Source organism: Pseudoalteromonas sp. NS-SX12 (assembly GCF_057367955.1).
On sequence record NZ_CM170635.1, the window covers coordinates 818,263 to 830,962 of the forward strand.

Annotated in this window: 16 protein-coding genes; 2 read left to right on the forward strand and 14 right to left on the reverse strand. The window is 41.1% G+C overall.

Annotated elements, in window-relative coordinates; translation table 11 throughout:
• A complete protein-coding gene (locus AC2IOM_RS17825; RefSeq protein WP_486359577.1) occupies nucleotides 1-1,707 on the forward strand; it encodes a GspE/PulE family protein in 1,707 nt (568 codons plus the stop codon).
• 192 nt (nucleotides 1,708-1,899) lie between these two features.
• On the forward strand, nucleotides 1,900-2,214 hold the full coding sequence (locus tag AC2IOM_RS17830) for a hypothetical protein (RefSeq protein WP_486359578.1): 315 nt from the start codon (nucleotides 1,900-1,902) through the stop codon (nucleotides 2,212-2,214).
• 49 nt (nucleotides 2,215-2,263) lie between these two features.
• On the opposite strand, the gene AC2IOM_RS17835 is transcribed toward AC2IOM_RS17830, so the two are convergent.
• From AC2IOM_RS17835 to AC2IOM_RS17900, 14 genes are all read right to left on the reverse strand, one after another.
• Nucleotides 2,264-2,929, reverse strand: a complete 666-nt coding sequence (locus tag AC2IOM_RS17835) for a YoaK family protein (RefSeq protein ID WP_486359579.1) — start codon at nucleotides 2,927-2,929, stop codon at nucleotides 2,264-2,266.
• Nucleotides 2,930-3,028: 99 nt separating this feature from the next.
• The gene (locus AC2IOM_RS17840; RefSeq protein WP_486359580.1) at nucleotides 3,029-3,415 is read right to left on the reverse strand and encodes a tautomerase family protein; all 387 of its coding nucleotides are present in this window, start codon (nucleotides 3,413-3,415) and stop codon (nucleotides 3,029-3,031) included.
• 36 nt (nucleotides 3,416-3,451) lie between these two features.
• Nucleotides 3,452-4,144 (reverse strand): hypothetical protein, encoded by a 693-nt coding sequence (locus AC2IOM_RS17845; protein ID WP_138634368.1) that lies wholly within the window; start codon nucleotides 4,142-4,144, stop codon nucleotides 3,452-3,454.
• On the reverse strand, nucleotides 4,137-4,907 hold the full coding sequence (locus AC2IOM_RS17850; RefSeq protein ID WP_486359581.1) for a hypothetical protein: 771 nt from the start codon (nucleotides 4,905-4,907) through the stop codon (nucleotides 4,137-4,139). The genes AC2IOM_RS17845 and AC2IOM_RS17850 overlap by 8 nt, the downstream gene beginning before the upstream one ends.
• A complete protein-coding gene (locus AC2IOM_RS17855; RefSeq protein ID WP_486359582.1) occupies nucleotides 4,897-5,232 on the reverse strand; it encodes a cupredoxin domain-containing protein in 336 nt (111 codons plus the stop codon). The genes AC2IOM_RS17850 and AC2IOM_RS17855 overlap by 11 nt, the downstream gene beginning before the upstream one ends.
• The gene (locus AC2IOM_RS17860) at nucleotides 5,229-6,587 is read right to left on the reverse strand and encodes a sensor histidine kinase (protein WP_486359583.1); all 1,359 of its coding nucleotides are present in this window, start codon (nucleotides 6,585-6,587) and stop codon (nucleotides 5,229-5,231) included. Before AC2IOM_RS17860 ends, AC2IOM_RS17855 begins: the two co-directional genes overlap by 4 nt.
• Nucleotides 6,574-7,230, reverse strand: a complete 657-nt coding sequence (locus AC2IOM_RS17865) for a response regulator (protein WP_486359584.1) — start codon at nucleotides 7,228-7,230, stop codon at nucleotides 6,574-6,576. The genes AC2IOM_RS17860 and AC2IOM_RS17865 overlap by 14 nt, the downstream gene beginning before the upstream one ends.
• A 3-nt stretch (nucleotides 7,231-7,233) precedes the next feature.
• Nucleotides 7,234-7,893, reverse strand: coding sequence for a tetratricopeptide repeat protein (locus AC2IOM_RS17870; protein WP_486359585.1), 660 nt, complete (start codon nucleotides 7,891-7,893; stop codon nucleotides 7,234-7,236).
• A gap of 2 nt (nucleotides 7,894-7,895) precedes the next feature.
• Complete coding sequence (locus tag AC2IOM_RS17875) at nucleotides 7,896-8,693, reverse strand: SDR family oxidoreductase (protein WP_105172493.1); 798 nt, start codon at nucleotides 8,691-8,693, stop codon at nucleotides 7,896-7,898.
• A 28-nt stretch (nucleotides 8,694-8,721) separates the two neighbouring features.
• Nucleotides 8,722-9,390 (reverse strand): iron-containing redox enzyme family protein, encoded by a 669-nt coding sequence (locus tag AC2IOM_RS17880; protein WP_486359586.1) that lies wholly within the window; start codon nucleotides 9,388-9,390, stop codon nucleotides 8,722-8,724.
• A 23-nt stretch (nucleotides 9,391-9,413) separates the two neighbouring features.
• Complete coding sequence (locus tag AC2IOM_RS17885) at nucleotides 9,414-10,835, reverse strand: AMP-binding protein (RefSeq protein WP_486359587.1); 1,422 nt, start codon at nucleotides 10,833-10,835, stop codon at nucleotides 9,414-9,416.
• A complete protein-coding gene (locus tag AC2IOM_RS17890) occupies nucleotides 10,829-11,497 on the reverse strand; it encodes a thermostable hemolysin (protein WP_486359588.1) in 669 nt (222 codons plus the stop codon). Before AC2IOM_RS17890 ends, AC2IOM_RS17885 begins: the two co-directional genes overlap by 7 nt.
• 158 nt (nucleotides 11,498-11,655) lie before the next feature.
• Nucleotides 11,656-12,048, reverse strand: a complete 393-nt coding sequence (locus AC2IOM_RS17895) for a YbaN family protein (protein ID WP_486359589.1) — start codon at nucleotides 12,046-12,048, stop codon at nucleotides 11,656-11,658.
• On the reverse strand, nucleotides 12,045-12,635 hold the full coding sequence (locus AC2IOM_RS17900) for a biliverdin-producing heme oxygenase (RefSeq protein WP_486359590.1): 591 nt from the start codon (nucleotides 12,633-12,635) through the stop codon (nucleotides 12,045-12,047). Before AC2IOM_RS17900 ends, AC2IOM_RS17895 begins: the two co-directional genes overlap by 4 nt.
• Nucleotides 12,636-12,700: the final 65 nt, after the last annotated feature.

Genomic DNA, 12,700 nt, shown 5'->3' on the forward strand with positions numbered 1-12,700 from the left:
ATGGCTGAAAATAATGAAGTACATAGAAGTAATCAAACGTTTCAGTGGCTACATCGTTTTTGCCTTGAGCATATAAAAAATAAAAAGCTTAATATTGATGAACTCTTCGAAAGCAATTGTGCTCTCAAAGCATGGGAAAATGCAGAATCAGTTCTTCAAGTCGATGCGAATACATTGACAAACATGGTCGCAAAGCATTTTGAGCTGGAAGTTGCCGATAGTCCACAAAATATAACTGAAGAACTGTTACATTTCGTTCCTCTAAAAGTAGCCAAAGAATATGGTATTTTTCCGTTAAGTTTAACCGATGGCCAACTCATAGTAGCTTCACCCCACCCATTTGATTCAGATATGGAATCAATGGTTGAATTTTTAACAAGTCTTCATGTCACGTCTCAATTGGCTCACCCTAATGTTATTGCAAAGTGGACCGAGCTATTTTATGAAGACGATGCGTTGTCGCAGAACGATATCGTTATCAAATCCAATGAAGCAAATACGTCATCCTCACAGTCAGAACCTATTTCTGCAAACTCAGCCATAGTTAAAATTGTTTCTGAGATGCTATTGGAAGCATTTATTCTAAAAGCGAGCGACATACACATCGAACCTTTTCAAGGAGGTGGTGTAGTTCGTTATCGCATTGATGGTATGTTGCGTGTTATTTCAGAGTTACCTTCTCAAGTATTCATTCCAATCATCCAACGTATTAAAGCAATTTCCCGTCTAAATTTGGCTAAGAAAATGGTTCCTCAAGATGGTAGTGTAAGTTTGGAATTAAAAGGTCAAGATGTTGATTTACGTGTATCCACATTACCGGTTCGAGGCGGAGAAAAAGTCGTCATTCGCCTTCTGATTAAATCAGCAGTAAATCAACTAGATGAGATTGGTCTTCAAGACAAAGAGCTCAAAACGTTTAAAAACTTACTCCATAGCAGCGAGGGGATTTTTATCATAACAGGCCCTACTGGGTCAGGAAAAACCAGCACACTTTATTCTGCTCTTAAAGAAATAAATGCCCCAGAAAAATGCCTTGTCACCGTTGAAGATCCTGTTGAGTACGAAATTGAGGGTATTGCCCAAGTTAATATCAACCCAAACCAAAATCTTACTTTTTCGAGTGCGCTTAGAAGTATTTTAAGGCAGGACCCAGATGTCATTTTAATGGGCGAAGTGCGTGATGAAGAAACAGCAGAGATTACTTTTAGAGCAGCTATAACTGGGCACTTTGTTATGACTACCTTGCATACCAGTGATGCCATCACAACAATCCCGAGGCTGATTGGATTAGGAGTCTCTAGACCTATTCTAGCTGATTCATTAAAAGGTGTAGCAGCACAGAGACTGGTAAGAAAGCTTTGTTCTTGTTGTAGTATAGAAAGCACTGAAAATGAACATGGAAAACGCCTTAAAAGCATTTTTCCAAAACTTAATATTATGACTCCTGTTGGTTGTGATAAGTGTAACCAAACAGGCTATAAAGGGCGTATGCCTTTATTTGAAATCATCACGATGGACCAAAACTTAGCTGATGCAGTTAGAGCTGGTGAAAGCTCAAGTGCGCTCAGAGAAATAGCATATAAAAACGGTGCAAGGAGTCTCTATCAAGTAGCGCTTGAGGCTATTACTAAGGGGCACACTTCTGTAGAGGAAATTAATAGAGTATTAGGTGAGTCTTTTTGGAAAGCGTGCAGTAAAAAGCCATAACTGCAAGTGCATTTTAAATCACAACAAAAAATTGACGATTTATGGGCATATTGCCTATTGAATCCACATAAAGTAATTTCATTTAGCCGCTTTTAAAGGCATATCAGATGATTTTAACGTTCTTGGGTGATTTGGTTTAAAAAATGCATACAAAACGCTGTATGCATTTAACAAATTTCAAAAGTTATCACCATGAACAAACAAGAAAATATAGTGTATGTATTGAGCGGTTATGCAAAATGCGCAATTTCAAACAACGATAAGTACAAACTTGGTAATAAACACTCTATCGGACTGTTAACTACCGATAAAAACTATCAAGAAAATATCAAACAGCATAAAAGCTTTATTAAGCAAAAAGGATGGGAATCAATTATGTTTTGCATGGTGGAAGAAGTCGAAGATATTAATTCGTTATCAAATAGCGTGTTGATTTCGAGCTTTAATCGCGCGCAAAAAAATGGCCAGTCATTAGTCGTCAACGATCAGCCTATTACAGTACATTAGCGAAAGAAAATTAGTATATTTTAACTGTAGATAGTGATTTTAAAGGTCATTATCTACTTGATGTTCTGTTTAAATATGTGCGGTACGCAATTGAGAGCAATAAACATAAAATTGCAGGTAACAGTAACGCCATAAATTGATAGCGAGAAAAGCATAAAGCGCCTAACACCCCACCAGAGATAAAGCCCAAAATAATAAAAACGAAAAGTTTCACTTTTCGCTTATCGAGCCTGTCTCCCCTAAAGATGGCACCAAGCATAATACCCAAATCAGTAAAAATACCTGTTACATGTGTCGTTCGTATAATAGCGCCGCTGTAGGTTGTTGCGAGCGCATTTTGTAAGCCACACGCGGCTGACGCAAAATAGTAACCATTGTGTGAGCCACTGGTTAAAAACCACGATGAGATAAGTAATAAAATAAATTCAATAAATAACGCGGTATCGTAGTGTCTTCCTAATTTTAATGTGGAGCCATGTAATAAAAACCCGGCGATAGAAGCACCAAGTAAAAATGAAAGTAAGATGCCTAAAAACTGAAATGCTTTTTGCAATGAACCACTAAAAATTTCAGTACCAAGCAACGTGGCTGTACCAGATAAGTGAGATATAGATTGATGATCAAAGCCAAGTACACCCACAGCATTAACAAAGCCCGCTATCAAAGATAAAATTAGAGCGCCGAATTCTACCCATTTAGGTAATTTGGAAATCACAACATTTAATCCCCTGAAAACACACTCGTTTGAAATAAATGATAACTAAAACTTTAAATAGTTATTGTTGTTACTATCAAGATTTATCGATTGTTTTTACTATACATTGACTTGATAAGTTAAATCTTTCACGTCATCACCAGTCATGCCACGAAATCCCCAGCAATGCTTTGGTTGCTCTTTGATAGTGATTTCTATATCCGTTGGTGAAATGCCAAGTACTGATTCAATATTCTGAAAAAGCGCCATTATTAAGGCTTTTTTAGTTGCGGGAGCTCTACCTTGCATCATATTGATTTCAATTACAGTGTAAGCATCTGTGCGGCCATCTGGATAATAAAAATTTGATCTATCAAGGGGCACAATACGATGGGCACGTTTACTTTCTGGAAGGCCCAACACGTCAGTCATAGAAGCCTGAATAACGTCAGATAACTGCGCTTTAACTGGATTTAGCAACTCGTTAATTCCATAAATTACGACCATTTTTCGTCCTTAAAAATTTAACTATAGATTGCTTAGCTAAAACTCATATTCAATGCCAAAGCGCAGAGTATGGTGTTTACCCGGTTGTGATACTTCAGTTACAAAGCTTGCTTCCCACTTTAATTGCTTTTGCCCATCAAAACGGTAAGTGCCCATAAAGCCTGGGCCAATGGCAGCAAAACGCTCGCCCACATGAAACTCAACGGAGGGTTGAAAGGCACTTAAATAACGGTAACGCACTTTGCCACGCATTGCTATTTCAAGTTCATTTTCGGCCGTATCGCCCCATTCGTACGATAAAATACCATTTAGTGTGGCACTCACTTTGCCAAGCTCTTTTTCAACAATCAGGCCACTAGAAAACTCATAATTAGCTTCGCTATCTTGCTTTTCAATTTCGAAAAATGCACCCCAGTCTGAGCTGTATTCACCTTGCTCGGTGAGCATCCAGCGGGTTTCAATTTCATAGCCCGAAACGGTAAAGTTATCGTCGCTATCACGCTCACCAATCACATAAAACTCGATGGATTTATTCTCTGTAAACGCCTGCCCGTAACCTAAGCGCTGCGCCAGTAAATTGCCAGCATCGGTGTTGCTCGACATTAATCGCCATTCCACTTCGCGTTCGTTCGCCAATACATAAGGGTGGTAAATTTTATCTACCGTCATATTGTCAGCTAAACAGCTGGCACTCACCAATAATAGTAAACAAGCAACTGATTTAGTCATTACTATCCTCACTTGAGCGAAGCGCTAAATTTGATTTAAAAAACGCAATTAACATAATTACCAAAGACACGCTATAGGTGATAACAAAGGCGAAAGTGGGCGATGATTCATATCCCATAATGGCGCTTAATACGCGGCCATATTCCGATTTATCAGACAACCAGTTTTCAAGCACAAAAGCGGTACTACCGGCATCGATTAAATCTACTTGAGATAATAAGTCAGACACCTCAGCTAAATGCCCAGCCACAAAACTGGCAAATAGCACTGCCAATAATACACGGTAGCCTTTTGTCTTTAATTCGTTTAATACAAATAACCAAAGCACCGCAAAACTTAACGTAATGCCGAAGCCTAAAAAGCACGCCAATAAAAACTGCTGTAGCGAACCAACAGAGTTAACACTCACTGTTAAATAGTGGAAAAACCCAGCCAGCTTTAAACTTGCAAGTGATATCACAGCAACTATCACCGCATATTTAATGATGGTGGCTTGCCCATTGATTAGTGAAATAAATAACCCTACCCCGGAGAGCATCAATAAACTTGAGCTCACCACTTCCACCCCAGCTTCATCGAACAGCGAGCTAATGCTTGGTGCACCTTTTAATAGTCCGATTACACAGCACACAATGGCCAGCAATGCTAAAAAAAGCGAGCGTGGCGAATAACTTATATGGTTAAACAACACTTTGAGATAACAAAGCAATACACATAAAGGTAAAATGTCGCGCAAAAAGATTATTACCGTATTAATCAGCACTTTTTGGCTCCTTCGCAATCACCTTACCGCGAGCGGTATCTGGGTGAAATTCACCAAAAAACTCGTATTCACCAGGAGGCAGTGGGCCAACAAAAATCGTTGCTTTGCGCTTCGCAAAAATAACCTTCTCACGGTTCATATCAAAACTATCAAACTCTTCGTCAGAGTCATCTAAGTTAGTGATCACCAATTTTATTTTTTTATTAGCAGGAATTTCTAGCAGCTCAGGGTAAAACACATGATCCTTAAGTGTTAAATGAAATACCTCACGCTCGGCAAAAAGTGAAAACGAGCAAAATAACAAACATACAATTAGGCGCTTCACTGCACCTCCTTATTATCTGTTATTGGTAGGTAAACTTTCACCGACAAACCACCTAACTCCCCGTTTTCAAGTGTCATTTTACCATTTAGCAAATCCACAATATGCTTAACAATGGCAAGCCCCAAGCCCGACCCTTTTACCTTAGTTTGCTTTGATTCTTCACGGTAAAATGGCGTTAGTAAATCTTGCATTATGGTGATATCGACCCCGCTGCCAGAATCAGCAACTTCGATGCCCATCATATTTGTTTCAGCAGGGATTTGACGAATTAAAATGTGCTGCTTTTTACCAGCATATTTAATGGCATTGCGTAGCAAATTATCAAACAAGGTTTTCAAAGCAAATTCTTCGCCAATCACCACTGCATGTGACATTTGCAGTTCAATTTCTTGTTGCTGCGAAATAATCTCATCATAACGCGCAGCAATTAATGCTTGTATTAATGATTCAATATCAATGGGTTTAAGTGTTTCATTAAAGTTTTCAGGGGTGTAGCGCGATAGCGCAATAATTTGCTCAACCACTTGTGCTAAACGCTCAACCTGTTGCTTTAAATCGGCTAAATCGTCTTGTGTAATGTCTTTTTGGTTAAGCTGATAACTTAAATTATGTGCGGTGATGGATAACACACTAATTGGCGTACGCAGCTCATGGGCAATATTGGCGGTTAAACGTTTTTCGCGATCAAACGCCAATGCCAAGCGCGCCAATAAATCGTTAATTTTGTCAGTCACCGGTAAGAGCTCAGTAACCATGCCTTGGCTTGCCACAGGCGTTAAATCGGTATGGTCTTTTTTGCGAAGGGCATTACCGAGCGCCCTTAACGGCCTGATATTTTTACGCACCAAATAAAACACTAACAAACCAATAATAGGCACCACCATCACTACAGGTGAAATGCTGACCATCAGTAAATTTTCAGAAGCCAATTGACGTTTGCTTAAAGGCTCTGCCACCAGCACCGAAAAAGGCGCACGTTCAAGGCGGTATAAACGCCAGCGCTGGCCACCAAAACCCGCTTCAAAAAAACCGCTGGGTAGTTCATTTGCTAAATGTTGCCCAAACGCACGTGGTAAGGTTTTAAAGTCAATTTCTAATTGCTGGCTTTGCCTAACAAGGCCGTGTTGATTGGTGATTTGAAATAAACGATGTGCGCTGCTTGTTTGTGTTTCGCTGCTATTAAGTGCCAACGCTATTTCTGCAAATTCTTGTAATTGTGCATCAAAAAGCTGCATTAACTGCTTAGAACTGCTGCGGTAACTGTGCAGTGCAGCAAAAAAGGTTGCCAGTACCACGCTTGCCAAAATTAAGCTTATCAGCTGGCCTTGCATCGACTTAGCATTATTCTTTGACAAGATAGCCAACACCTCGCACCGTAGCAATAAACTGCGTTGGTAAACGTTTTCGTAAGTTACTAATGTGCACTTCAATGGTGTTGGAGCTAATTTCTTCACCCCAATCGTAGAGTTTTTCTTCCAAGCTTAATTTAGATTGAATGCGGTTGGTGTTTTCCATCAGCGCACGCAGCACCATGTACTCTTTTCGAGATAAATCAACCGCTTGATTATCAACCAACAGCTGATTATTTTCAGTATTTAAGGTGACGTTGCGAATTTGAATAAGCGCCGCATGATTAGTACCTGCACGGCGTTCTAGTACGCGAATGCGCGCCATTAATTCGGCAACATCAAAAGGCTTTGCCAAGTAATCATCGGCGCCCTGATCAAGCCCTGTTACTTTACTGTCAATATCGCTGCGCGCCGTTAAAATAAGCACAGGCACCGCGGCATTAATTGCTTTTAGTTGAGATAACACCAACAGACCATCAATATCTGGCAAGCCTAAATCGAGGATCACTAATTGATATTCCGCCCCCTGGAATGATTTAACCGCAAGCTCACCAAGTGCCACCCAGTCCACTGCGTACCCTGCATTTTGCAGCGATGTTTTAAGGCCTCTGGCAAGAGGCCCATCATCTTCAACTAATAACAATCTCATTTATTATCTTTTTGACAGTTTTTTATTCACTTTAACCAATAGCGCATTTATCTCTTCTTTGCGACCTTCATCCGCCAGAGGGCGTTCACTTCGCGCTGGGGCATTTAATGCTTTTTCGAGAAAAACTTTCGCTTTTGCGTATTCTTTCTCATCATACATAAACTCACCATAAAAGTAATTGGGATCAATACCTTCTGGGTTAATTTTAAGTGCCGTTTCGAGCAGAGATTGGGCTTTTTTATCACTGCCAAAGGCAATCGGCCAACCCGGTACTTTATGATACAAAATACCCAAGCTGGTATAGGCTGAGCCACTCAATGCTTGCTCATCAATAGTGAGTGCTTTTTCAAATGCCGCTTTGGCATTTTTTGCATGTGTTAACGCACCTAAACCACCTTTTGCGCCAGCATAGCTTGATTGCACAATACCATACCAAATCCACGACTCTGCAGAGTCTGGGTAAGCTGCTTTTAAGTTTTCGGTTTCTTTAATGAGGTTTTCATAGGCTTTTAACTGCGACTCTTCTTCCAACTTATAGTTGGTGTTTGCCCAATTATGCTGAATGTTGAGTAGTTCAGTCGTAAATGGCTGGCTCGCCTGTGCCACTGAAAAGTGACTTGCAAACGCAAATGTTGCCGCAACAAGTAAAGTAGATGTTTTCATAATTAAGCTTCCTTCAAAGATTGCGTAAAAAAGGATTTTATTTTTTTGACCTTGCGCGCTAACGCATTGTCAACCAGTTCAGGGAACGCACCGTTTAAGCGCACAAACAGTTTTTCAGGCCAGCCTAGGGTTTTACGCTTTGCTGAGCTATCTAACAATGCGATAAGCGCACTTGCCACTACTTCAGGTTCATCCATTTGGTTACCAAGTAGCTTGTTCATTTGCACTACTTCATTTGAGTTGATAGCGGTATTAGTCGCCCGTGGCGCAAGGTACTTAATTTGCTTATTAGAGTTTGCGTATTCGCGGCCAAGCGCTTCGCTAAAGCCACGTAGGGCAAATTTACTGGTGCAATAAGCAACGTAACCAGGGTGGCCTATTGCACCAAGTGCTGAGCCAACATTAATAATGGTCAGAGGATGTTCGCCCGCTTCAATTAGCGCTTCTTGGCTAAGTGCCATTGCCGCTGTGACGTTTAATTTTAATAAACGCTCAATTTCATCAAGCTGGGTGTCAGTAAAAGGTTTAAACAGCGATAAGCCAGCGCAATTAATCAGTAAATCGAGTTTGCCAAGTGATTTAACAAATGCCATTAAGTTTGAACGGCTGGCGCTATCGCTTAAGTCTGCCAACTGGTAAAAGTGCTCGCCCGGCAGTGCATTTTTAAGGTGATTTAATTTGGTTAAATCACGGCCACTGATCACTAACGTGTAACCTCGGGCTGCTAGGGTTTTGGCAATTGCTTCACCAATGCCACCGCTTGCACCTGTTAGTAAACATAATTTTTTAATCTGACTCATAAGATACACTCCGAGCGGTGTTGGTTAATTAGGCGACTTGTTGCAAGCGAGCTTGATCAAGAGCGCGGAAAATATTGCCATAAAGCACATAAAAACGTTTTGCTGCATGAATGATGGCATCTTGCTGCTTTTCATCATCAATGCGGTTCATAAGCGTTTCAAAAAACTTCACATGTTCTTGGTCAAGTGATCCGTGCGAGCGTAAATAGCTAAATGCGTTATTTGGCAATGACAATTTATCTTTAATGGTGGCAGCCGCTAAATCTGCAATTGCGACGCTGGTGCCTTCAAGCACATGTACCATGCCAAAAAAAGCCACTGGTTCAATGCGGTTAATGGTGTCGTAGGCGTAAGACACCATCAGCTCGGTTTCAAACAATGGCGTGCTATTACGCACCGCTTCTTTATCAAAACCACATGCTGCAATGTCATTTAAAATCCATTCTTGGTGGCCTAGCTCTTCCTCAATATATTCTGCAACCGCGTCGCGTAACCATTCTTGTGAATGCGGCAGTTTGGCACCTAAATTCATCAGTAAAGGCACGGTGTGTTTTACGTGATGAAATGCTTGGCTTAAAAACGCCACATAATCATCAAGAGCAATTTCGCCTTCAAAACAACGCTTAATAATTGGCGCCGATAACAAATAGTTTTTTTCAGCTGCTGTTTCGCTAATTAATTTCTCGAAAAAGGTCATAATCAATTCCTTCTAAAATTGCTTTAAGCAACAAGCGATGATGCTTGTCGTAAAAATGTTTGGTTAATGGCTGGGCGTTTAAAACGGCCATTTTCAGTTAGCATGCCTTGCTCATAGCTAAGTGGGGCATCAAGTAAAATAAAGTGATTTAGTTTGGCGTAATCAGGTAATGCTTGGTTGATGTGTGCAAGGCTTGCCGCAATTTGCTCATTCGCAACCCCTTGCAATGGCATTAAAAGTGCAACGAGTTGTGATAAACCATCACCGATTACTACGGCTTGTGAAAAAAGCCCTGTAGCATCTAGTAACGACTCAGGCCACTCTGGTGAAATATTACGCCCTAAACTATTGATAATTAGATTTTTAGCGCGCCCATTCAAATAGAGTTTATCGCCTTTAAATTCAGCAAGGTCGCCTGTGTGAACGGTGTCTTGATACCAGCTGTTTGGCTCACCTAAGTAGCCTAAAAAGGCATTTCCTTTCAGTACTAACTCGCCATTTTCAATAGTGCCAGTTACGTGTGGTAACAACTTACCCACGCTGCTATCGCTGTTATCTTCAAGGGTATTTAGTGCAACCACAGAGCTTGCTTCTGAAAGCCCGTAACCTTGGCACACTGGTAAACCACATTCACGCGCAGCGGCAATTAAGGCTTTGTCTACTTTGCCACCGCCAACCGCGACAAATTTAAGGCTGTGTGGCGGTTGCCAACCTTGTTTGCAGGCAACAACTATCGCCTTCAATAATTCAGGGACTAAATTAAGCGTATGCGCATCGCTTTGCGCTATTGTGGCTAGCAATGCTTGCATATCCACCAAGCGACTGCCTGAAAAACCACGCTTACTATCACTGATGATTTTGACCGTACCACCGCACAGCAGAGGCGCATAAATCCCAGCTATGTTCTCTAACAAGGTGCTAAATGGCAGTAAACTCAAGTGCTTTGGATTACTTAGGCCAATTACATCAATTAAGCTTTTGGCAACGGTTAATTGATTATCGCGGCTTAAACATACGCCTTTTGGAGTGCCCGTTGAGCCTGAGGTAAAAGTAACTTTTTGCGTACCTTCAGGTAAGGCAACATCACCGTGATAACCAACTTCATTGATAAATAATCCAGTTCCTATCAGTGGTTTGCTATTTGCTGTTGGCTTCTCACAAATTACATGGCTCACTTTGCAGCTGTAAATAACATGCTGCTTTTGCTCTTCACTAAAAAAGTCAGGTACTGGCACAATCAGTAAATTGCCGCTCATTGCCGCCAAGTCCGCCACTAACCAATCAAGTGAATTTGCAGCACACAGTGCGATGCGCTCTACTCCTTCCATTTGCAAAAAGTCACACACCATTTCGATTTTTTCATTGAGTGTTAAATAATCAAATGATTGTTCATCGGTTATCACTGCAATATTGCTTTGATTATGGTTTTTAAGAACATTTAACATGTGAAACGCGCCTCAAATTTATTTGCTAAACGGCCAATTGCAGGCGATAAAAAACGGTAAAGCTGCAAATATTTAGTGCGGTTACGGATAACCTGATTTAGCTGATCTAACGACAGTAAATACACATGTGGGTTTGTACGGTAGTAGCTCCCCCAGTTCTCTCCTTGATTTGGCAGACGTTTTGCCTCTGCTTTTACCAGTTTAATTAGCTTTAAACCGTAGCGTTCAAGAATGCTCGCAACCTTGTGCGTTGCGCAAAAAGCCAAAGCTTTTACGTTCTGATGCACTAACGCCAAGGTTGAAAGCATGAAAAGCGGTGTTGATAAATTACGACCATCACTAAATAAGCTACCGTATTCCACGATTTGCTCACGATTGATTTCACCAATATGTGCTCTTGCATAAGACTCAATTGGTGCATCTAGGTAATGTTCTAAAAACAGCGGCTCTGTCGCGCGGCGAATACCGATTGCAGCAGTTTTTCCTGCAAAACGTAATTGCAGTAGTAGTGGCATGGAAACACTAATTTCTGCTTGGTAACGGTCTGCGTAGCCTTGTTCAATAAAACGTGCAATATGCGACGCTTGCGCCAGTGGCGCTAATTCAAAGCGAGGTAATAACGACGCTGTAAAACTGAGGAAATTATCTTTAGGCTGTAACATGAAACTGCTCTCCATCTTGCGATAGAGTAACTTTATGAGACAAACCTTAAATCAAACTTAAGAAATGAATTTTCGTAAAAAAGTTAAGTTAACATGCTGACATTAAAAGAGTTTACTTTTAATTTTGCGTTTATAAAAAGTGCAAAAGTACTGCTTAATTAAAGCAATACTTTTGATGGTTTAGCTAAAATATACGAGCCCACCAACAACTTGATGCTGCCCACCACACAGGCAATCCAAGTTGCGGGCGAAAGTAGCAGTAAAACACAAAAGCTAACTACCATACCAAGTAATGCCATAATTTTCGCTTTGAACGGGATAACACGATATTGCTGCCATAATTGCAGCGTATGACCAAAACGCGGATGGTGCAGCAGCTTGTGTGCAAGCTTAGGAGAGGCTCTAGTAAAGCACGCCAAAGCGAGAATAAAAAATACCGTTGTTGGCATAACTGGCAGTGCCATGCCAATCACACCAAGGGCGACAAACACGTATCCCAATACAAATAACAGGCTATTTTTATACGTCACTAAAGCGGCTTTTAAAGTCATGAGTAAACGTGCGCCTGAAACGTTTGAAAACGGCTAAAAGCTTGGCGTGCGCCATTAATTAGCGCACTTTCTTGTGCGTCATTGAGCTCAATCGTATCAATAACATTTACCAGCTCGCGCCATGCACTGCCACGCCCTGCACCTGGCCCCGCTAAATAACGCGCACCATTCTCAGCGCTCACGGGTAATTTTGCCTGTGCTTGTTTACCCAGCATAGCAGCGCCCACTTTTGAGCCTTCCACTACATATAACCAGCCTAATGCTGTGGCAAAGTCAGTTGAATCACTGATTTCAGGGGCTAAAAAGGCGCGTGGCAGCTCAGCTGCCAAATCAGCAAAGTCTTGCTCTAGCATGCCTAAACGACGGCGAGAGATTAAATCGTTAATAAGCTCGCTAAGCTCACTATGCTCGTACAATGCGCTTACATCTTTTAAGAAGTAATACTGCAAAGATAAAAACGCTAAATAGCTTTGATTATTGGCAAAAGGGTCGTGTGCCATAATGCTTTTATCAACATTATCATGCACATCTGCGGTAGCGGCTTTTAAATTTTGTGCACGCGAAAATGACGAAGTGACGGTGGTCATAACTGCTCCGAAAAAGTAAAAATAAGTATCCAATAGCGCAGCAATGCGCTATTGGGCATAAAAGG